At 50.6% G+C, this 21,351-nt stretch carries 21 protein-coding genes and 1 other RNA gene; 13 read left to right on the forward strand and 9 right to left on the reverse strand.

Annotated features, from left to right (window positions below; genetic code table 11):
* Positions 1–57: 57 nt before the first annotated feature.
* Complete coding sequence (locus KB235_RS08765; RefSeq protein WP_034814930.1) at positions 58–945, reverse strand: hypothetical protein; 888 nt, start codon at positions 943–945, stop codon at positions 58–60.
* A gap of 172 nt (positions 946–1,117) precedes the next feature.
* Here KB235_RS08765 and KB235_RS08770 point away from each other — a divergent pair, with 172 nt between their 5' ends.
* Together KB235_RS08770 and KB235_RS08775 are read left to right on the forward strand one after the other, a co-directional pair.
* The gene (locus tag KB235_RS08770; RefSeq protein WP_034814932.1) at positions 1,118–1,525 is read left to right on the forward strand and encodes a hypothetical protein; all 408 of its coding nucleotides are present in this window, start codon (positions 1,118–1,120) and stop codon (positions 1,523–1,525) included.
* A gap of 105 nt (positions 1,526–1,630) precedes the next feature.
* Positions 1,631–3,088 (forward strand): S8 family peptidase, encoded by a 1,458-nt coding sequence (locus tag KB235_RS08775; RefSeq protein WP_246514154.1) that lies wholly within the window; start codon positions 1,631–1,633, stop codon positions 3,086–3,088.
* A gap of 49 nt (positions 3,089–3,137) precedes the next feature.
* On the opposite strand, the gene KB235_RS08780 is transcribed toward KB235_RS08775, so the two are convergent.
* A complete protein-coding gene (locus KB235_RS08780) occupies positions 3,138–3,542 on the reverse strand; it encodes a hypothetical protein (protein ID WP_034814935.1) in 405 nt (134 codons plus the stop codon).
* A gap of 121 nt (positions 3,543–3,663) precedes the next feature.
* Here KB235_RS08780 and rnpB point away from each other — a divergent pair.
* Together rnpB and KB235_RS08790 are read left to right on the forward strand one after the other, a co-directional pair.
* Positions 3,664–4,031: RNase P RNA component class B (gene rnpB / locus KB235_RS08785), an RNA gene on the forward strand.
* Between the two features lie 104 nt (positions 4,032–4,135).
* Complete coding sequence (locus KB235_RS08790; protein ID WP_211779408.1) at positions 4,136–5,302, forward strand: THUMP domain-containing class I SAM-dependent RNA methyltransferase; 1,167 nt, start codon at positions 4,136–4,138, stop codon at positions 5,300–5,302.
* A gap of 66 nt (positions 5,303–5,368) precedes the next feature.
* Here KB235_RS08790 and KB235_RS08795 read toward each other — a convergent pair whose 3' ends face one another.
* Positions 5,369–6,505 (reverse strand): tyrosine-type recombinase/integrase, encoded by a 1,137-nt coding sequence (locus tag KB235_RS08795; RefSeq protein ID WP_211779409.1) that lies wholly within the window; start codon positions 6,503–6,505, stop codon positions 5,369–5,371.
* A gap of 90 nt (positions 6,506–6,595) precedes the next feature.
* Here KB235_RS08795 and KB235_RS08800 point away from each other — a divergent pair, with 90 nt between their 5' ends.
* The gene (locus KB235_RS08800; protein ID WP_211779410.1) at positions 6,596–7,306 is read left to right on the forward strand and encodes a hypothetical protein; all 711 of its coding nucleotides are present in this window, start codon (positions 6,596–6,598) and stop codon (positions 7,304–7,306) included.
* A 134-nt stretch (positions 7,307–7,440) separates the two neighbouring features.
* A protein-coding gene (locus KB235_RS08805; RefSeq protein WP_420842133.1) for an IS3 family transposase occupies positions 7,441–8,768 on the forward strand; the annotation gives its coding sequence in 2 pieces (ribosomal slippage) (positions 7,441–7,819 and positions 7,819–8,768; 1,329 coding nt in all).
* Between the two features lie 73 nt (positions 8,769–8,841).
* On the opposite strand, the gene KB235_RS08810 is transcribed toward KB235_RS08805, so the two are convergent.
* The 3 genes from KB235_RS08810 to KB235_RS15825 form a co-directional block, all read right to left on the reverse strand.
* Positions 8,842–9,684: a hypothetical protein gene (locus tag KB235_RS08810; RefSeq protein ID WP_211779411.1), complete on the reverse strand. Its 843-nt coding sequence runs from the start codon at positions 9,682–9,684 to the stop codon at positions 8,842–8,844.
* A 790-nt stretch (positions 9,685–10,474) separates the two neighbouring features.
* A complete protein-coding gene (locus KB235_RS08815) occupies positions 10,475–11,431 on the reverse strand; it encodes a hypothetical protein (RefSeq protein WP_211779412.1) in 957 nt (318 codons plus the stop codon).
* Positions 11,432–11,837: 406 nt separating this feature from the next.
* Complete coding sequence (locus KB235_RS15825) at positions 11,838–12,029, reverse strand: TetR-like C-terminal domain-containing protein (RefSeq protein ID WP_211779413.1); 192 nt, start codon at positions 12,027–12,029, stop codon at positions 11,838–11,840.
* A gap of 57 nt (positions 12,030–12,086) precedes the next feature.
* Here KB235_RS15825 and KB235_RS08825 point away from each other — a divergent pair, with 57 nt between their 5' ends.
* Positions 12,087–12,719 (forward strand): SDR family NAD(P)-dependent oxidoreductase, encoded by a 633-nt coding sequence (locus KB235_RS08825; protein ID WP_211779414.1) that lies wholly within the window; start codon positions 12,087–12,089, stop codon positions 12,717–12,719.
* 53 nt (positions 12,720–12,772) lie between these two features.
* Here KB235_RS08825 and KB235_RS08830 read toward each other — a convergent pair whose 3' ends face one another.
* Entirely contained in the window at positions 12,773–13,645 is an 873-nt protein-coding gene (locus KB235_RS08830) for a DNA/RNA non-specific endonuclease (RefSeq protein WP_211779415.1), read from the reverse strand.
* A 228-nt stretch (positions 13,646–13,873) separates the two neighbouring features.
* Here KB235_RS08830 and KB235_RS08835 point away from each other — a divergent pair, with 228 nt between their 5' ends.
* The 6 genes from KB235_RS08835 (at position 13,874) to KB235_RS08860 (ending at position 18,374) form a co-directional block, all read left to right on the forward strand.
* Positions 13,874–14,056: a hypothetical protein gene (locus tag KB235_RS08835; RefSeq protein ID WP_034814943.1), complete on the forward strand. Its 183-nt coding sequence runs from the start codon at positions 13,874–13,876 to the stop codon at positions 14,054–14,056.
* A 64-nt stretch (positions 14,057–14,120) separates the two neighbouring features.
* Positions 14,121–15,029: a Gfo/Idh/MocA family protein gene (locus KB235_RS08840; RefSeq protein ID WP_034814945.1), complete on the forward strand. Its 909-nt coding sequence runs from the start codon at positions 14,121–14,123 to the stop codon at positions 15,027–15,029.
* Between the two features lie 56 nt (positions 15,030–15,085).
* On the forward strand, positions 15,086–16,504 hold the full coding sequence (locus KB235_RS08845) for an alanine/glycine:cation symporter family protein (RefSeq protein ID WP_211779416.1): 1,419 nt from the start codon (positions 15,086–15,088) through the stop codon (positions 16,502–16,504).
* Positions 16,505–16,611: 107 nt separating this feature from the next.
* Positions 16,612–17,433 carry a YihY/virulence factor BrkB family protein gene (locus tag KB235_RS08850; protein ID WP_211779417.1) on the forward strand — a complete coding sequence of 274 codons (822 nt, stop codon included), beginning with the start codon at positions 16,612–16,614 and terminating at the stop codon, positions 17,431–17,433.
* A gap of 79 nt (positions 17,434–17,512) precedes the next feature.
* Positions 17,513–18,067: a hypothetical protein gene (locus tag KB235_RS08855; protein WP_211779418.1), complete on the forward strand. Its 555-nt coding sequence runs from the start codon at positions 17,513–17,515 to the stop codon at positions 18,065–18,067.
* A 13-nt stretch (positions 18,068–18,080) separates the two neighbouring features.
* On the forward strand, positions 18,081–18,374 hold the full coding sequence (locus KB235_RS08860) for a hypothetical protein (protein WP_211779419.1): 294 nt from the start codon (positions 18,081–18,083) through the stop codon (positions 18,372–18,374).
* A 56-nt stretch (positions 18,375–18,430) separates the two neighbouring features.
* Here the strand turns inward: KB235_RS08860 and putP are convergent, their stop codons facing one another.
* Positions 18,431–19,912: a sodium/proline symporter PutP gene (putP, locus tag KB235_RS08865; protein WP_211779420.1), complete on the reverse strand. Its 1,482-nt coding sequence runs from the start codon at positions 19,910–19,912 to the stop codon at positions 18,431–18,433.
* 349 nt (positions 19,913–20,261) lie between these two features.
* On the reverse strand, positions 20,262–21,278 hold the full coding sequence (locus tag KB235_RS08870) for a D-alanyl-D-alanine carboxypeptidase family protein (RefSeq protein WP_246514156.1): 1,017 nt from the start codon (positions 21,276–21,278) through the stop codon (positions 20,262–20,264).
* Positions 21,279–21,351 lie beyond the last annotated feature (73 nt).

Consider the following 21,351-nt stretch of genomic DNA (forward strand, 5'->3'; position numbering starts at 1 on the left):
CCTTTCTATCCGTACAAAAAACGGCAGCGGCCAACGCCGTTACCGTCTCATTCGTTGTCAAGTCGTGCCCAAGTTACCGTGAAGTGCGCGCATCGCTCGCAAGAAGGCGTCCTTGAAGTATTTGTCTTCTTGCGTCTCAAGTGTCTCAATCGCGGTCTTGTCCCCGGTGCTCGCCTTGACGAGCAAATTGATGAAAGCGCCCCAACGCTTCACGTGCTCTGGCTTCGGATGGTTCATCGCGGTCGTCAACGTGAACCAGTACGGCTTGTCCCGGCGCTGCAACGTGGCAATCAGTTGTTTCGCCGCTTTCGCCTCGTCCTCGGTCGGCAGTGTCGCCGTGGCGAACCAACCGATGAGCGAAGCGCTCATCGATTCAAGCGATTCGCGCAACGCCGGATCGATCGCTTGGCGGCCGAAATCGGTCAAGTTGACGAAGACGAGCCGGTCTTTCAAGTCCATATGGGTGATCCACCCGCTCGCCGCTTTTAGTTTTTCTTTGTCTTTCGACTGGGCCTTGAACGTGAACCCGTTCTGTTTGCCGATATAAATCCGGAACTGCCCGCGGTCGACGTGCTTGTCGACTTTGAACTCGACGTCTTGCCCGACTTGATACGGCTGATTCTTCTTGTTCAGCGTCTGCCCTTTTTTCAGCTCGGGCCGGCGGACGATATAACGGAGTGCCTCCTGTTCGGTCCGGTCGTCGAGCGTCCATAGGTTGTGGGGCGTCACGTTCTTGAACCGGTGGCGCCGGACGTAAATGTATTGGTCGAGTGCGTCAATCGCATCGGCGACCGTACGCTTCCCTGATAAATAGTCGTCCGCGATGTCGCGTAACGTGAGCGATTCGAGACGGTCGATGTGACCGTTGTACGGGACGGTCCCGATCACGAACAAGGCCGTCGCGATCAGCTCGCTTTCTCGTGGGGTCAAAGGACGTTTAGCCATGGTGCACTTCCTCTCTACGGTCGTATACGTCTAGTATAGCAAAAACCGTTTTCTTCATGTAGATTGAATGAACCGAATGGAAAATTTGTACAGGCTGACAGGATTTCGGCGCATTTCTCCGAATATTTGTTAAGATAGAGTTAACAATGGGATGTGGAGACGAGGTGATGAGATGAAGCTGTCGATTGAGTCTGGCGACTATATCGTCTTAATCGAGATCAATAAAGAAGTGTTGAAGTGTACGTCACTTGAAGAGGCGACGTTCGCAGAGCGGGACCGCTATGAACTCGTCGGCCGGATGAGCGAGCGGTTGCCTGCCGAAGTGATCGTCCCGTCCGTCATCGACTATATCCGGTTCGGAAGCGGGTATATCGGGGACACGATCATCTGGAACAAAGAGACGGAATCGTTCTTCTGCCAACAGTTCGAGACGATTGACGGGTCGCCTCTCGGAGAGGACTTGGAAGGGTTCACCCCGGACCCGTATCGCACGGAGCTGGCGCGGTATTATACGTATTTGACGATCGGAAAAATCGTCGACTTCGAGATGGAGCATCCCGACAAACTTGACTATTGGTGAACTGTCGGAAAAATGTCATACTCTTTTTTTATGAAAAAAGGGAAATCGTATCGTAAATTTGAGATAATGGTCCCATCTTATGAAGTGTGAATGGAGCGTAAGGCGATGAAGAAAATGATTTTACTGACGGCGTTGGCATTACTCGTCCCGACGACAGCCTGGGCCGCCAAACCTGTCATCTTGGAGAAACACGGCTACGTCGTCGCGGAGCCGCGCGTCGGAAACCAATATTACATCAAACAGACCGGGACCGACTTGACGTGGAACACGACGAGAGGGTCGGGCGATATCGTCGTCGCGCTCATCGACTCATCGGCCGACCGTAGCCATCGGGAGCTGTTGAACGTGCCGCGTGTCGTCAACTCGATGAAAGGGCCGTATAGTGTCGACTATCACGGTACGCACACGGCCGGCATCATGTCAGGCCTTCACAACAAGTACGGTATCGCCGGTCTCGCCCCGAACGTCCGCTATCACTTCTATAACGTCTTTTATGGGAGAAACTCAGAGTTCACGGATTCCTGGACCGTCGCCAAAGCCGTCGATACGGCGGTCGCGAAAGGGGCGACGATCATCAACTTGTCGCTCGGCGGCCAAGACTACGACCGGGTGCTGGCCGATTCGATTAAACGGGCCCGGGCGAAAGGTGTCGTCATCGTCGCCTCGTCTGGCAATGACGGCGCGACGAAAGTCTCGTTCCCGGCCAATATGAAAGAAGTCATCGCCGTCGGTGCCGTCGATTCGAGACATCGGCTCGCCGCGTTCTCGAACATGGACAGCCAAGTGAAGGTCGTCGCACCGGGTGTGAACGTCCTATCGCTCGGCTTGAAGAACAGTTTTATCTTTATGGATGGGACGTCGATGGCCGCGCCGATGGTGACGTCGGGAATCGCGCTCGTCAAATCGGTCAACCCGTTTCTGACACCGACCGACATCGACGGGTTGATTCAAAAGATGCCGCGCGTGAGCGGGAAGTCGTATACGGAACTGAACACGAAACGGTTGCTTGATGCGACCCCGCGCCCGGTGAGCGTGTCTGCTCCGGCGACATTGACGAATCGATACGTCCAAGAAGCCAAACTCTCCGTCATGAACCGCCCGAACTTGAAGACGACGTACACGCTCTATCAAGGCACGCGCAAAGTGAAGACGCTCCCGGCGAACGGGGGAGCGTTCACGATGTACGCCGGCGGCGACTGGTTGCCGAATGGTCAATATCGGCTAACGGCCGTCGTGACGGATGGAAAGTATAAGCGCACGTCGAGCCGAAACGTCACGTATGTCAATCCAGTTAAAACGAATGTGACGGTGAAGGCGACCGACGAGGCGACGTTCTCGGTGACGACGACACGTAAAGGCACGGTCACCATTCTCGACGCAAGCGGCAAGACCGTGTACGAAGCGCTCCATGTTCCGGGCACGTTCCCGGTCCGCGGCGATACGACCAATAAATTGACGGTCATCCTGAAACCGACCGACCTCACCGAACGCATCGTCTCGACGACGTTCACACCGCCACCGCCACCACCAGAAGAGGCGACGGAAACGATTGAAGCAACATAAAAAACCACCACCTGGTCCGACACGTCGCACTTGGTGGTGGTTTCATATATTAGTCGATGGTAATGGGCTCACCAATCCAACGAATGCTCGCTTCTAGCACGTTCCCGTTATCATCGATATGTTCAAAACTTAACTTCCCGTCGGCGATGATGTCGCACAAGCCGGCGCGGACGAGATCGCTCCAAGCACGACGCGTCTGAATCGATGCATCATACATCGGAATCGATTCAGGGAAACGTTCATGGAGATGGGCCAAGTTGTGATGATCGAAATGATACGGCCGCTTAGACATCTCATTCGGTGCTTTAATGTCGAACGGCTCGAACCCTTGGACGAGTCGATTTTTACGATAGAAGGCGAAGACGCCGTTGTTCAGGTGGAGCGCTTTAATGTCATCGATTTCAATCACATAGGTCAGCCGTTGAATCCAACCGTTCTTTGCATCTTGACGCATCAAAATCCCTCCTTGTTCAATGGAACACGCCTTATTTTAGCGCTGACGGCCATGAAAATCAAGTTCAGGTTGTCGGTTGTCAACGAGACGTTTATCGGCTACAATGATTGAGGTGACTATGAGGTCTGGACAATCGCGGGGCGCAAGCTTTGAGGAAAGTCCATGCTCGCACAGCCTGTGATGGCTGTAGTGATCGTGCTACACGAAACGATAAGTGTAGGCAACGCAAGTTGACGGCAGAAGAAGCACCTAAGTCCTCGGATATGGTGCAAGCTTCTTGAAAGTGCCACAGTGACGGAGTCTGTCCGGAAACGGTCAGAGTGGAACGAGGTAAACCCCACGAGCGAGAAACCCAAACTATGGTAGGGGAACTTCCCGACTGGAACCGAACGGGACGGAAGGCGCCAAACGGCGCAGATAGATGATTGTCACTCCATCGTGCCAGGGAGACCGCTACGAGCACCGGAGTACAGAACATGGCTTACAGGGCAGCATAGTCTCTCATTAAACATCGACCAGGAGTTCAAGCAATCCTACTTGAGCTCCTTTTTACTTGACCATTTTAGGACGAACACATAGAAAGTAGGGATACGATGGCAAAACGTAAATTAATCGCCACCGCAGCGATGGGAATTGAGGCGCTCGTCGCCAAAGAAGTGCGCGACCTCGGCTACACGTGCGAAGTCGAGAACGGACGCGTCTATATCGACGCGGAGATGGAAGACATTCCACGCTTGAACTTGTGGCTCCGGACGGCCGACCGCGTCAAGCTCGTCGTCGCTGAGTTCAGAGCGACGACGTTCACGGAGCTGTTCGACGGTGTCGTCGAATTGCCGTGGACCGACCTCATGCCGTGGGACGCTCGCTTCATCGTCGACGGCCGCTCGGTCAAATCGAAGCTGTTCTCGATCCGTGACTGTCAAAAGATCACAGAGAAGGCGATCGTCGACGCGATGCAACGCGGCTATAACAAACCGGGCGAGTGGCTCCCGAAGACGGGCGCCTATTACCCGATCGAAGTCGCCTTGTTGAAAGATGTGGCGACGATCACGATTGACACGTCAGGGGATGCGCTCCACCGTCGGGGCTACCGTGAGCTCCACTCACAGGCACCGCTCAAGGAAACGATGGCCGCGGCAATGATTCAGCTGACGAACTGGAAGCCGGACATGCCGTTCTATGACGTCTTCACCGGTTCGGGGACGCTCGCGATCGAAGCGGCGCTCATCGGCCGCAACATCGCACCGGGCCTCAACCGTGAGTTCTGCTCACAAGACTGGCCGTGCGTGCCGAAGAAGGCCTGGTACGAGGCGATTAACGAGGCGAACGAAAAAGCCGAGTGGGACAAACCGCTCAAAATCTACGGCATCGACCTCGACCCGCGTATGGTCAAGCTCGCCAAAGACAACGCGGAGCTCGCCGACGTCCGTGACGCCATCACGTTCGTCCACAGTGACGCGGCCGCGTTGAAGCCGAAAGAAGAGTACGGTGTCATCATCGGGAACCCGCCTTACGGTGAGCGTCTGCAAACCGAGGACGAGATTATCGACCTGTACGAGCGGATCGGCCGTCAGTTTGATAAGTATCCGGGCTATAGCGTCTACATGTTGACGAGCTATGAGGACTTCGAGAAGGCGTACGGCCGCCCGGCGACGAAACGCCGCAAGCTGTATAACGGGAATATCGAGACGCAGTACTATCAATATTATGGTTTACGTCCGAAAAGACGCTCAACAGAGCCGTTTTTAGGGGGTAAGTAATCATCCATTGCACACTTATTGCACACTATTTATTTTTTTCTGCCGCAGACACAAAAAAACCGCTCCCTAGAGCGGTTTTTTTACGTCCTCGATCATAGTAGAGAAGAGCTCGGCCGTATCTCCTTGAGTAGTGTGCAATACGTGAGCGTAGATATCCATCGTCGTTTTGGCGTCGGCATGACCCAATCGTTCCTGGATAACCTTCGCATGGACACCGGCCTTGATGAGCAGCGTCGCATGGGTATGTCGTAACTCACGCATCGTGATCTCAGGAATCTCGGCCGTTTTGACGGTCAGGGTATGGCGTCTCCGTAACCCGGAGTACCAGACATAGGCGCCCTTGATGCCGAGGCAGACAAGGTCCTCGTCGTTGCGCCATCCGAACTTGACCATATCATACTTCTGCCTGAGCCGAGACTTCTCGAGGAAGCGGATCAACTGGTCGGGGATGGTGACGACCCGGACCTTCTTCCCTTTGGTCTGCTCGAACGAATAGCCGCCTTTCGTCTCGATGGCGGTACGCGCTATCGTGATCTGTTTGCGTTCGAAATCGATGTCCGACCAACGGAGCGCCGTCGCCTCTCGGGCACGCATGCCGGTATAGGCGATCAGGTGGACCGCTGTACGATAACCGTTCGCCATCGTCTCATCCGCCGTCTCGAGGTAACGTCTCAGCTCGTCTGGCGTGAGCGTCTTGTATTCCTTCAATCCCTCCGACAGTTTCTCGACGGCAGCCATCGGGTTGTCGCCTTTGTAATAGTCCAGACGGCGCGCCCAGGAGAAGAAACCGACGTAGACACTCCGGCGAATGTTGACGGTGTTCGGCTGTAGGCCGGCGTCGAGATATTCACGGAGCAGACGTAGACAGTGTTGCGGTTTCACGTTGTCCATGTTCAGACGTTTGAACCAGCCCGGCACGTTTTCGACGAAGCTGGTGTACGAGTGGTACGTCGTCTTGGCCATCGTCGTCTTGATGTAAAACTCGAGCCAGTCATCGAGTACCTCGCCGACACGTCCCTTGGGCCGCACCTTGAGGAATTCTCCTTCTTTCTGCGCCCGGATTTGATCGGCGACCCAGTATTCGACGATTTTTTTACGTTCGTCGGAAAAATAGCGCTGCACGCGCTTCCCTTCCTCGTTGAACCCGAGGGAGAGTCGCACCTCCCATTTACCGGTCTTTTCGTTTTTTTTGATATTTGCCATGATATTCACTCCTTAATGTTTATATGTGGGATTATATAGTTAAAAAAATGCTACAATTAGAAAAATATCCAATTAAAAGGAGTAGAAATAATGGATGAAATAAACTATTTACTCAGAAAGCTTGATGAACATCATCAAGTCGTTTCTGAGAAAGTAAAAAATTACGATTTCGAAAACAAAGTGTTTGATTATGAGTTAGAGCATACTTTATCTTACCTATTCGGCGATATGATGAGAATTTTAGATTACATAGCCTTTGATATTTTTGAAAATAAATACGCCATTTTACAAGATGATTCAATGTCAGAAAAAGTAGACAAGGAACGAAAACGAGTTTATTTTCCGATTAGTGATTCTGAAAAAAACTTTGAAGAAAAATTACTTGTAAAGAAGGTAAAGGCATTAGATAAGAATATCTATCAATGGTTAAAGCAAAAGCAATCTTTTAGTGATAAGTCAAATAACGTTATTGGGTACGTAGGGAAATTAAATAACGATCAGAAGCATAGAAAGTTGCAGGTAAGTGATGCGCATAAAAGTGTTCATGTATCAAAATTAAAAATAGAAACTGGCAATGCTAGCGTTCAATTTGAAAATGTTACTTTCAGTGGTCCTACCGACATGAATATAATCGGGAGTGATAATGGCCCTATTCCTATTGAACACCTATCTACTGTCAGTGTAGATTACTACTTGGTTTTTAGTGGTACGAATCATATTTCTGCAATTGAACTAATTAATCGAAGCTATGGAAAAATTAAAACAATCGCTTTAGAATATTTGGATTTAAATCAGAAGTGAAAATAAATCCATTTAGTGAAGTCTGAACTGAACCCTGAATGATAGACACTTGATAAAAAGTGCTCATTCAGGGTTTTTTGCGTGCGGTCGAATCGATATAATGAACCTATTCATTCAGACGGGGGAACGCATCCATGAGTAAAATCATCTTCAACGAACATCAGATCAGACAGCTCGAGTTAAATCCGAACGTGGAGTCGGTCTCGGACCGATCGATCCAGTACACGGGCGACTTCAAGCTACGGGCCGTCCTTGAGAATCAGGAAGGGAAAGGCCCTTCCCAAATCTTTGAGGAGGCCGGTTTCGACCTGACGGTGATTGGGCGTGTGAAGGCGAAGTCCGCCCTAGGACGCTGGCGCAAGACCTATCATACCTATGGCACGGAGGGACTGTTGACCGACCGTCGCGGGAAATCGAACGCGGGCGGGCGTCCGAAGCAGGATGACTCGCTCGAGCGACGACTCGCCAAGGCCGAGGCGCGCATCAAATACCTGACGGCGGAGAACGAGCTGTTAAAAAAGCTAGAGGAGCTCGAGGGGCAGGTGAAGCGAACCGACTGACACCGACGGAGCGATATCAGGTCATCAACACCGTCCTCCGGACGTTCCGTCTGAAGAACCTCGTCCGTCCACTTTGCGAAATCGCGGGTGTGAGCCGCAGCCGCTACTATGCCTGGCTCAAGCGTGCGGAAGAAGACTCCCTCCGGGAAGAGCGCGACTACGCGGACTATCTTCTCCTGAAACAGCTCCATGATCGCAGGCACGGGAGGATCGGGTATCGCGGGCTCTATATGGAGGTGCTCGACCTCATCGGGTCACCGATGAACCATAAACGCATCCTTCGGCTGATGCGGAAATACGGGATCGTCACGAAAATCCGCACGAAAAACGCATATCGGAAGCTCGCCAAGGCGACACAGGAGCACAGGACGGTACCGAATCGTCTGAACCGTCAGTTCGACCAAGACGAGCCGGGCAAGGTTTTCGTGACGGACATCACCTATCTCCCGACACGAAAGGGCCAGAACGTCTATCTCTCGTGTGTGAAGGACGTGGCGACACGTGAGATCGTGGCGCACCATCTGTCGACGAGCCTTCACATGGACCTCGTCTTTCAGACGACGAGGAAGCTCGAAGAGCACCTCAACGGGAACTTACATCCCGAGGCGATGATCCATTCGGACCAAGGGTTCCACTATACCCATCCCGCCTATCAGTCACGGATTCGCGGGCTGGGATTGGTCCAGTCCATGTCACGTCGGGGGAACTGTCTCGACAACGCACCGATCGAGTCCTTCTTCGGACATCTGAAAGATCATGTCGACCATCGATCGGCACTGGACCTCAGCGAGGTTCGTTCGATGGTCGACTCCTACATCGACTATTACAACAGCGAACGCAAGCAATGGAACCTAAAAAAGATGACCCCGGAGCAATACCGGGGCCATCTGATCGCCGCATAGAATTCGAGGCACTTTTTATTAAACTGTCCGTAAAACAGGGCTCAGTTCACGAGTGGAGGGATTTTTTTTGCCACTAAGATTTGGTTGGCAAGAAAAATAGGGTAAGTGTAGCACTTGATTCTTTGTATCCGAAAGTTGCTTTTCCATGAGAATAATAAATGTCAAATTTTGTTTTGGTTTCGTCATGCGTACCTAATTGAGCTTCCGTTTTATAAGTTATATACAAGGAGAATCTGTAATTATTTGATTGTTTGTCATCTAAGAAGCAATGTAATAGTAATGCTTGGATATATGCAAATACAGGAAAATCATAATACTGATTTTCATTCAAAGCTACCCATGGTGTGGTTATATGGACTATGTCGAAATTTCTAATACTAGACCGGATTTGTTTCACCCCATCTATTAAGTTTTCGTCCACCTGAAGCCTTTGAGTACCACTTTGATCTTCAGGTAGAAAATCCATTTTATAAGAATATGTATCAAACCCTAAGTGCGAATAATTTATTGATTTTTTTTTGGCAATCAATTTATCGACATCGTCTAATTCAATCCAAGCTCGAATGTAATAGGCATTGCCTTTTCCTACGTTCTTTACTTTTAGTTTCACGTCTCCATAAAGAGGAGATTCTCCAAATCTAGTAACTGTAATGGGATCTTGGTGAATAGTCAAAGTATCAGGAAGTAATTTTGGAGTTAGACTATATTCATACTGTTCTTTCAAAAGTTTAGTTTGCTCTTCAGTGTGCTTAGTAGCTTCTTTAGCAGCTTGTGAAGATTGTTCTGCACTCTTCGCCGCCTTGCTGCTAATAAAAACTGCACAAAGTGTCAATCCTGCCGCTACTATACCAACCAAGTCTGTAATTCCAAAAGAAGGGTTCCAATCAATTAGACCGAGCAATACATCTATTCCCATCATAGTGCCCCCAGTTTACTATATTTCATATTTAACATAGTAACACACTAGAAAACCTGATTTAGACATTTGCAGTTAGCTCGGCTTCGAGTTCATCACTTTCTAAAATTACAGATTCAATAAAGTCCTCCCTATATATCACTTTTTGATTTTCAAACCTTCCGCTAAACCTCAAAAAAATCGAGAACAATTCCCCACGACTTTTAACGTGTAGGTGAACTTTGTAGGACAGGATTTTTTCGATGCTAAATATGACGTCTCTGGTTCCAAGCATATACATTAACTTATTGGCCACCCAATTCAATTCTTCAGGAATGGCTCTTCTGATATGTTTCTTTGGCCTTGGAATAATGATCACCTCACTCTGAGCATAGTCTCCAGATTGAAAATAGTCATGTGTCCATATAAATAAATCAGGGTATGATAAATGACATAAGAAAAAGCCCTCATTTTATAGAGAGCTCGCTTTCTCATTTGTGTGATTCGGAATATCAAATTGGAGTTGAGTCCGTTCTTCTATTCGGGATGTGAATTCAGTTCGGATCACGCGTTCCCCCCTAGACGTTACTCGCATACCTTCAACAAATTTCAAAATTTCAGAGATCTCTTCTTTGGTGCCGATGATAGCTAGTTGCATGTTCCGATTCCTCCCCATGCCGCAAACAGGTGATGTGTTAATGCTAAATTACCCTCGTAAACAATCAATAAAACGAAGTATTAACCATGTGAACCTTTGATATGAGAAGGATTTATGGATAGCCAAATGTTTTCTGGAAATTTTGAAATTTCATTAATCTAAGAAATCAAAATCAATATTGAAGTTAATGGAATAATGACCATTAATTTTAATAACGTGTACATTTGATAGTTTAATTTTGTATTTTCTATAGTTGAAAGTGTTGGTATCTATTTCAACGCTAGTTTTATATTTAATCACTAATTGCATATCGGTTGTCTGATTAAATCTTGATTCATATAACATTCTATATATATGATCAGACAAGATGGCTAAAACGTGTGGTGGAATTTCAATGTTCATGTCTTCATTGCTTTTTAAGACCGGGGTGGTGAACTTTGGTTCGTTATCTATAAAGACCATATGCGACTGTTTATACAATCTGGGATCATCTAAAGATAAAGATGGTTTTTTGGATATAAATAGCATTTTTTGAATCCTGTTCTCAGGACTAGGCAATTTAATCGTAAAGTAATAATTGTGTTTAAAAAAACCGTGATAGGATTTGGGAGTTTTTAAATTATCATAATTAGCTATTTTATTGAGAGGAATTTCGATCCACGCTTCAATATCGTAAGCATTTCCATTAAAAACGTTAGTTAAGGTAAGTTCAATTACTGAACTCCATTCTTTAAATGAATCACCTGTTTCAGTCGGGATTTTTAAAAAAGGAATTTGAAAGTTACGTCTATTTGGAATCAGTTTTGGCTTATGGGTATTTTCATATTCGAGCACGAGTAATTTTGTTTGCTCTTCAGAATGAAGAATTGTTTGTCTGGTGAGATCGGTTGACTCTTTTGCGCTTTCAGCAGCGATTTTTGAATATCGAACTGCAGTAAAAGTGACAATAGCAAGAAAAACATTTACTAAATCTGCAATTCCAATCTCTTGTTTCCAATCTAAATATGAGCTTATCCACAACAAAACCTTTGAAGTTGGAAAAACTAAGATAATAAATATAAAGCTAAAAAATAGAGTTTGCTTTTTAATGTGAGTTAACTTTTTATACAAATTATATGTCTCCTCTAGAAATAATTAGCTATCTTAGCAATAATTTAATATGTATTAAGTCATCATTTTAACTATAGTTGTAATAGTAACAAATAAAATAACAACTTTCCTCAATAGATTAAATAATATTGCACAGTAGAATGAAATCATACTATTGCACACCTCATTGCACACTAAGTGGATAATTTATGATGTTATCCCAATCATTTTATTTCATACGTATAGCGAGAGATGGTGATGGATAACTGATGGAACGATACAAACAGTATTATCAATACTTCGGGAAGCGTCCGCCGAGACGTCCGGTCGAAGCGGCCACAGAAGAGTAATAAAAAAACCGCCACATGGGCGGTTCGAGACCGTCGACACGTCGACGGTCTTTTTTGTATGTGAGACAGGACGGACGTCAACCCTGTAAATAGAGCGCTAACATCGATTCGACCCAGTCGAGCTCGTCACCGTCGTACACAAGGTTCCCGTTCGCGATCAATTGCGCCATGCCATGGACCGTACTCCACATGAGGACGATCTTGTCCGGATAGTCAGACGTGTCGGTCGGTGTCGTAGCCAAATAGTTGAGCGCACACCTCCGGAACACGTTGAACGCTTCGACCGAAGAATCAATGGCCGGGGGTCCGATTTTGATGGGGACGGCTTGGTCAGAGGAGAAGATGAAGTACCGGTATGCCGGATGCTCGACTTGTCGTTGCCAGGAAGTGCGGCCACGCTCTATGCACAGACGTCGTCGAGCGGACGACATGTCGATGTGTTGGTCAACAATGCCGGTTTCGGTGACTATGGTGATTTTACAGAGACGGACGTGCAAAAGAATCACGATATGTTGCAAGTGAACATCGTCACGTTGACGGCACTCACCCGTCTGTATACGCCGGCGATGCTCGAGCGTCGGCATGGAGGCGTCATCAATTTGGCCTCGATTGTCGCCTTTCAGCCTGGCCCGTTGATGGCGGTCTATTATGCGTCGAAGGCGTACGTGCTCTCCTTCACCGAGGCGTTGGCCTCTGAGCTCGCCGTGACCGCGCTCTGTCCTGGGCCGACGGAGACCGGGTTCGCCGACGTCACCGGTCTCGAGAAATCGGTCCTGTTCGAGCGGTTCCAGCCTGTCCCGGCAAAAGACGTGGCCGAGTTCGGCTACAGGGCATGGGAAAAAGGGAAAGTCGTCGCGATCTATGGGTTACCGAACAAGTCGCTCGTCTTCGGGGAGCGGTTCTTGCCGCGGGGTGTCACCTCGAACTTGATGAAATGGATGCAAAAGAAAGCGGTCTGACGAGACGAAAACGACGCCCCAGTTAGGAGGGGCGTCGTTTCATGAACGGTTCGTCACTCGCCGACCATGCCGTCGTTGTCGTTGTCACGCATGTACGGATAAAGCCAATGGTCACGCGTGATCGGCATCGTGAAGCCGGCGTCTTTCGCCTCTTTTATCGTCACGTGTCCGTTGCCGTTCGTGTCGACGGTCGAGACGTCGCCTTCGTCTGCGGGCCGAGCGGTCTGTGGCGACTTCTCGGTCAATCCGAGTGCCGCGTTCACGTCGTCCGGGTTGACGTTGTCGAATCTGTCGACGATGATGTTCCCGTTCAGCGTGTATGTATACTGATAGTGAGACGGGATATGGGTCGAAGGGGTTGAATAAGTGATGAGCGCCTCGAAGTCGGTGACGCCGCCCGCGTTGCGAATCATCGTCTCCATATAGGCTTGGTCCCCGTGCCGGTTGAGCGTGCTGTTTTGGGGAGTGATGTTATAGGCGTTCGAGACGCCTCCGAGCGAGTCGGCGATGACGTGGCCTTCATCGAGCTCGGGAAGCTCCGTGCCCGGTACTTTCGCCTCGTCCGCATAGTAGCGTCCCGAAGCGTTGACGTCCTCCGAGGTATCGTCTTGCAAGACGATCTCATCGGCGATGACGCGTACGAGCTGACCGAATTCATTCGTGAACGCCCAATACGTCCGGTCGCCATAGCCGACATCGACGACGACGTTCGCTCTCCGCTCGCCGGATAAATCACCACCGTCGACTTCGATCAGCTCGAACCCATCGAAGTGTTCAGGCGAATCGGTTTGTTCGGGCGTCGTCGTTTCGATTGCTTGAGACTCGGTCTCGATCGGTGTCGATGTGACGGAGTCGGTCTCGGCGGCACAGCCGACGAGGAGCAGGAAGCCGAGGGGGAATGCGAGAATCGTTTGATAAGATGTCATATGTTGCCTCCTACGATAAATGATGTATCCGTCTAGTGTAGAAAGGATTGTGACGTTTGACAAGCGATTGCACCTTACCCGACGTCGACGTCGGATGTTGGAGGCTGCCGCATGGTACAATCGAAAACGAGGCGTCGAGAAGCGGCATGGCCCGGACGTGTCGGGGAGGCGTTTCAATCATTTCGATACAGGCTATACATACGTATACATCGTGAGAGGAGACGAGTCATGCAGACATATACCGTTGAATACGCGTTTCAAGACAAAGAGCAGACGACACGGACGTGTGAGGTCCAGCTCGACCGCACGCCCGATTTGAACGACAACGAGCAATTGGCCCAGATGTATCAGATCGTATCGGATGCGATCCGTAAACCGATCACAAGCTTTGAAATTTTAGCGGTTCGCTGACACATCACCCCTGGGCATGAGCCCGGGGGATTTGTTTGGTCGACCGAAAAGGAGAGGTATCACGATGAAATTGATTGTCGTAGGAATAGGGGCCGTCGCAAAGAAGGCGTACCTCCCGGTTTATGCTGGACTCGACGGGGTGGAGGTGCATCTCGTCTCACGGGATGCAGCCAAAGCCGAGCAACTTGTTGCAAAGTATCGGTTCAACGGTCATTCTCGCTCGCTCGAGGAGGCGCCGCTCCAAGACGCGGACGCCGTATTGATCCATTCGGCCACGGCCGCCCACGTCAGCCAAGTGACGTACGTGCTCGAACAGGGGCGACACGTGTTCATCGACAAGCCGGTGACGTTCACGTTCGAAGAGACCGAGCGCCTCGCCCGTCTCGCGGCGTCACAAGGCGTCGAACTCGTCACCGGGTTCAATCGTCGCTTCGCCACGGCGACGTCTGCATTAAAAGAAGTCGAAGACCCGAACATGGTGCTGATTCAGAAAAATCGGACGTACAATCCGTCGACGCTTCGAGAGTTCATCGTAGAGGATTTCGTCCATGTCGTCGATACGCTCCGTTACTTGACGGGGCGCCAACCGATCGAGGCGCTCACCGTCCGACCGCGGTTCGAAGGTGACACGTTAAAGCAGCTGCAGATCCAGTTCACAGCGGGCGGCATCGAGGCGATCGGCATCATGAACCGAGACAACGGCTGTACAGAGGAAGTGATGGAAGTGATGTCTTCGCGGCTGAAACGAGTATCTCGCGACGTCGAGCGCGTATACGACCATACCGCGACTGGTGTCCTCGAACACGCCTTAAACCCGTGGGAGTCGAATCTGGACCGCCGCGGGTTCACGTCGATGATTGAGTCGTTCTTGGCTCTCGTCGCCGGAAAACCGAACGAGTCGGTCCGGGCCGAGGACAGCCTCGAGACACATTTGATTTGTGAACGGATCGTCGAGGCGGTCAAGCGCCGCTGATTCGTTTTCCGCTGTCAGAGAGCGGGTAAGAACTCCTTAAAGAGGAGGGATGTAACGTGGACTTTCAAGATGTCGTCTCACAGGCGAACGATTTGCTATGGACGTATGTCCTCATTTTTGTGTTGATTGCCGGTGGGATTTTCTTCACGATTCGGATGGGCTTCGTCCAATTCCGGATGCTGCCGGAGATGTTCAAGTTGTTGTTCGTCAAAGGATTGAAGCATGAGAAAGGGCAGGTATCCTCGTTCCAGGCGTTCGCCATCGGGACGGCCGCCCGCGTCGGTACAGGGAACATCGCCGGTGTCTCGACGGCGATCGCGCTCGGAGGGCCGGGTGCCGTGTTTTGGATGTGGCTCATCGCTTTGATCGGTTCGGCTTCGGCGTTCGTCGAGAGCACGCTCGCCCAGGTGTACAAAGTGCATGACGGGAAGGCGTGGCGCGGGGGACCGGCGTATTATATCGAACGCGCGCTCGGCCAGCGGTGGCTCGGCATCGTCTTCGCAATCTTAATTACATTTTCATTCGGATTCGCGTTCAACTCCGTTCAAGCGAATACCATCGCCTTGTCCGTCAACAACGTCTTTGACATTGACACTGTATGGGTAGGTCTCATCCTTGCAGTCGTGACAGGCATTGTCATCTTCGGCGGGATTCGCTCGATTTCGACACTGTCGGGGATCATCGTTCCAATCATGGCCGGCGGCTACATCCTGTTGGCGCTTTGGGTCGTCTTGACGAACCTTGATGTCGTCCCGGCCGTCTTTTCGGCCATCTTCTCTGAAGGTGTGCTCGGGTTCCAACAGTTGTTCGGCGGCGCGGTCGGTGCGGCCGTGCTTCAAGGGATTAGACGCGGTCTGTTCTCGAACGAGGCCGGCATGGGATCCGCTCCGAACGCGGCCGCGACGGCCGAGGTCAGTCATCCCGTGAAGCAGGGGCTCATCCAATCGCTCAGCGTCTTCGTCGACACGCTCTTTATCTGTACGGCGACGGCGATGATCGTCTTGATTTCAGGTGTGCCGGGCTCAGAGGAGCTTCAAGGGATCGAGCTCGCCCAAGAGGCGCTCTTGACGGAGATCGGCCCGGTCGCGACCTCGCTCATGACGATCGCGATTCTCTTGTTCGCCTTCAGCTCGATTTTGGCAAATTACTATTACGGGGAGACGAACATCGAGTTCATCTCGGAACGCAAAGTCTACCTCGTCATCTATCGGATCGCCGTCGTCGGGATGGTCATGTTCGGTGCCGTCCGCTCGGCCGTGCTCGTCTGGTCGATCGCCGATATCTTCATGGGCATGATGGCGCTCGTCAACATGTACGCCATCTTCCGATTGAGCAAGATCGCCCGGGTGCTGCTCGACGACTACGTCGCCCAGAAGCGGGCCGGGAAAGATCCGCATTTCAACCGGGATAACGTCGACTTGCCGGGCAAGGAGCACGTCGAGGCGTGGGAGCCGAAGCGTGAACATATCAGTTGAGCCGAAGCAAGGGCCATCATCCGGTCCTTGCTTTCAATCGATTATAAAATATTTATTTCAATTACCGAATTTATTTTTAAAAAACACTAAAGAAAAGAATTAGGGTCATGCTACACACATTCAAAATTGTATTCAAGCGTTTTTTCGTGGAACGGTTCTTCGACCAGGCGGCGATGCTCGCGTATTATTTCATCTTGTCGACGTTCCCGTTCCTGTTGTTCGTGCTAGGGATCGTCGGGCTTTTGCCGTTCTCGAGTGGGGATGTGATTGAGGCGCTCGCCCTCGTCATGCCAGAGACGAGCTTCGAGCTGTTAGAAGGCAACATCGAATCCATCTTTGACGACTCAAGGCTTGGTCTCGCCTCGATTAGCATCTTGCCGGCGCTATGGATTTCATCGATGGCGGTTCAGTCGCTCGTCCGTTCGTTGAACGATGCCTATCGATTGATTCGAAACAAATCGTTCTTGCGAGGTGCGCTCCAAGATATCGCCGTGACGCTCGCGCTCATGTTCGTACTTCCGTTCTCGCTCGTCATCCCGGTCGTCGAGGCGGCGCTCCGTGAAGTGTCGACGCACATCATCTTCATCGAAGATATCGTAGCCACCTACGCCCAGATTTGGTTTTATTTCCGCTGGATTGTCGGGTCGCTCGTCTTGTTCAGTGTGTTCTTGCTCGTCTATAAATGGTTGCCGAGTCACCGCGGGACGATTCGCGACAGCTGGGGTGGGGCGGCGTTCGCTACCATCGGTATCTTGACAGTCTCGAACGTGTTCAGCTACTATTCACAGTATGCAAACTATGAGCGGTTCTATGGCCAACTCGGGGCGTTCATCGTCTTGCTCATTTGGTTCTACTTGGCTGCTTCCGTCATCTTGATCGGCGGGCTGCTCAACGCGACGCGCATCGAGCGAAAAGAAAAATCCGATTAACGTGTAATTCCAAGTTAGCATTCTTCGATACGGGGAATGGTATTCGTAAGATCGCATCTTTTAATCGGAGGTGGGAAACATGGATATGCAACGGCTCGTACACAATCGTCGTTTCATCGATCAATCATTGTTTTACCTCGCCTTACAATTATGGAAGTGGATCATGTTGCTACCGGTCTTGTTCTATTTAGACGTCTCGATGCGTGTCGCCCCGTTTTCCCAATATGTGATGGTCAGTCTTTTGCTCTACGTGGCATTTCGGGTCGTCCAGTATGTGATCGCGAGCCGAGCCTCTTTAATGGAGCTGCTCGAATTCGGGTATGGCGTCTTATCTCTCGTGCTCGTCACGTCACTGCTCATTGAAGTAGCCGCTTCCCCGACGGCCATCGCGTTTCTCGTCGCCGTCTTTCTTGTCCACCCGACACTCGCCTTGCATCATTACCGTGATTTCACAGAACGCAAATGGCTCAACAAGCAGTTTCGTCTATTCAGTCCGATGCTCAAGCAAGGTGAGATCCCGGTCCATGTGCTCGTCTTGACGGAAGATGAGATCGTGATCACGGCCGAGAGTGGGAAAGAGTTTACGTATCGTCATATTTATTGGGGCGGCTTCTATATCGAAAATGTCTCTTAAGGTGGTTGTTTGATTGGAAAATGTAATCGTCATCAGTTTTTGGATCGTCGCGTTCATCGCGTTCTTCAAAGGGGCGTATGACATGTTTCGAGAGTACCGGACGACGAAACAACGTTCGGTCCTTTACTTTTTAATCGTCTTGGTCTTGACTTGGTTCTGGTTCAATCCGTATGAACTGACCGCGCTACACCCGTTCGTCCTCATGGCTTATTATTGGAACCGGAACCGGACGCTGCGGAACGTCATGCTCGTCCTTGTAATCGTCCCGTTCCTCATCCGCGTCTGGTTACTCGCTACAAACATGTAACCGACATAATAAAAAAGCTCGTCCCGATAGTAAAACCGGGACGAGCTTTTTGATGCTTATTCTTCTTTAGCGGCAGCAAGTTCTGCCTCCATCGCTGAAAATTCACGATTGATTCGTTTTTGTTCACGTTGGTTCGTGAACGTGCTGACGAGGACGATGGCAAGCATACTGAAGAAGAAGCCTGGTACCATCTCGTAGATGACGCTCGACAATCCAGTGACGATCCACAAGATGACCGTGATGGCACCGACGAGGATTCCGGCGAGCGCACCTTGGCGTGTCATCTTCGTCCAATAAAGCGACAAGAGAATCGCTGGACCGAAGGCTGAACCGAAACCGGCCCATGCATAACCAACGAGCGTCAAAATCGTGTTCGACGGGCTAAGCGACATGATCGTCGCGACGATCCCGACGAGCAAGACACCAATTCGTCCAGCGAGGACCATTGTCTTCTCGCTCGCATCTTTATTGAAGAACTTACGATAGAAGTCTTCTGTCAACGCAGATGACGTGACGAGCAGTTGTGACGACACCGTCGACATGACCGCCGCGAGAATCGCAGCGAGCAAGAAGCCTGTGATGAACGGGTGGAACAAGACGTCCGAGAATTGGATGAACACCGTTTCCGGGTCGGCGAGGGCATTGCCTTGACCGCGGAAATACGCGATTCCGACGAGTCCCGTCATAACGGCACCGATAATCGATACGGTCATCCAACCCATCCCGATGCGACGAGCCGTCTTGAGCGATGGCACGTCCTTGATGGCCATAAAGCGGACGATGATGTGCGGCTGACCGAAGTAACCGAGTCCCCAAGCGAGGAGACCGATGATGCCGAGCGTCGTCGTCCCTTTGAATAAGTCGAACAGGTCCGTGTTGATGGCCGTCGCCGTGTTGACGGCGTTCGTCATCCCACCGACGTCAGTCAATGCGACGATTGGGACGAGGACGAGCGCGAGGAACATGATGACACCTTGCGCGAAGTCCGTCCAGCTGACGGCCGTGAATCCACCGAACAGCGTGTACAAAATGACGACGCTAATCGTGACGATGACACCTGTCTGATAGTCGATGCCGAACGAGCTTTCGAACAACTTACCGCCCGATACGAGTCCGGCCGACGTGTAGAACGTGAAGAAGATGATGATGACGGACGCAGACAAGATCCGTAGCCAGTTCGAGTGATCTCGGAACCGATTCTCAAGGAAATCTGGAATCGTGATCGAGTCGTTCGCCATCTCAGTGAAGACGCGAAGACGCGGAGCAACCAACAAGTAGTTCAAATAAGCTCCGATGACCAATCCAACGGCTAACCAAATTGCTGATAATCCCGTGGCATACATTGCCCCCGGTAGTCCCATTAACATCCACCCACTCATATCTGACGCTCCGGCCGACATGGCGGTGACACCTGGCCCCATCTTGCGGCCACCTAACATATAATCCGATGAGTCGGTCGTGCGTTTATACGCGACATAACCGATTGCGAGCATCATCACGAGGTAAAGCGCGATGGATACCCATTCTTGCCATAACATTGTATTACCTCCTGTACGCGATTCAAATATGGTTCAATCGTCCGTTCGGACAATGTGGTTTCATTCCCACAATGTGACGAAAGCGGACGGTAAAGACGAACTTATGACTAACCTTAACGGACCTCGGAAGTCATTGCAAACTGCAACCTTTTCATAAAAACGGCTCTAAATCGCATAATACCAAGGCATGAGCCTTGCTTTTTTCACGTATAAAGTTTAAATTTTCTGAATTTTCGTCACCTTGTCGAGACGTCGTTGTCATCTCGTTGTAACAAAAGTGGTGGATATCCGATGAAAAAATAAAATGGGACGGCTCATTCGAGCAGTCCCTTCATTAACTATGTATGTTCTATTCGAGCGTCCGACCGAAGGCGATTCGTTCGACCGTCCGCATCGTCGGGAACGTTTGACCCGACTTTGCTTGCATCGTCACGAGCGCATACTGTTTGCCCGCTTGTTCCATCAAAAAGACCATCGTGTAGCCTGACTCGTCCGTATATCCCGTCTTCGTCGCCGTCACTAAATCAGAGTAATGGATGCTGCGCTCGTTCACGGCCGAACCGAGGTGATACCACCAACGACGTTTGCCGTTCCCGTCCTTGTCCGTGAACTTTGCCTCGTACTCATATGTGCCGGCAATCTCGACGAGCTCTGGATAACGAGCGAACACATAAGCAATCTTCGCCATGTCATGAGCTGTCGTGTAGTGGTCCGGGTCAGAGTAGCCGTGGGCATTCATGAAATGCGTTCCCGTCAAACCGAGGACTTCCGCCCGAGCGTTCATCCGTTCGACGAAAGCGGTCGTCGTCCCGCTCACATACTCGGCAAGGCTGTTGGCCGCATCATTGCCCGACTCGAGCAACGTCGCATAGAGCGCTTGGCGGACGGACAACGTGTCACCGACCGCGAGGTGTGCGATATGACTGTCCCATGGGATGTCGAGTGTCGACGGTTTGATCTCGACGAGTGGAAGGTCGAGTTCGCCGGCGAGACTTGCTTGCTCATAGGCGAGGAGTGCCGTCATCAATTTCGTCGTGCTCGCCGGATAAACACGGGCCTCCCCTTGTTTATCGAGTAAAATGACGCCGTCTGTCAAATCGACGAACGTCATCGCGCCGACGAGGATCTCTTCATCGTCTACTTGTTCCATGACGTCTAGTCGCCAGTCGCTCATCGGGATATTGGGAAACGTCGGACCTTGACTGACCGGTTCGACGACAGGAGCCTCGATTGAAGGTTGGACGGGCGTCTCCCGTTTGAACCCGACAAGGGCCGGGATTAATGCGACGATTGCGAGCAAAATCAAGCCAAAAATGATTCGTCGCATCATATATGTTTGTTGTTTATGTCTCCGTGTTCGATTCACTCTACATTCGCCCCTTTATTGTTTACTTTTCTACCATAATGGATATCAAACAAATAAATCGTCAGAAAAATCA

The sequence above is a fragment of the Exiguobacterium alkaliphilum genome (assembly GCF_018138125.1).
GTDB classification, from domain to species: domain Bacteria; phylum Bacillota; class Bacilli; order Exiguobacteriales; family Exiguobacteriaceae; genus Exiguobacterium; species Exiguobacterium alkaliphilum.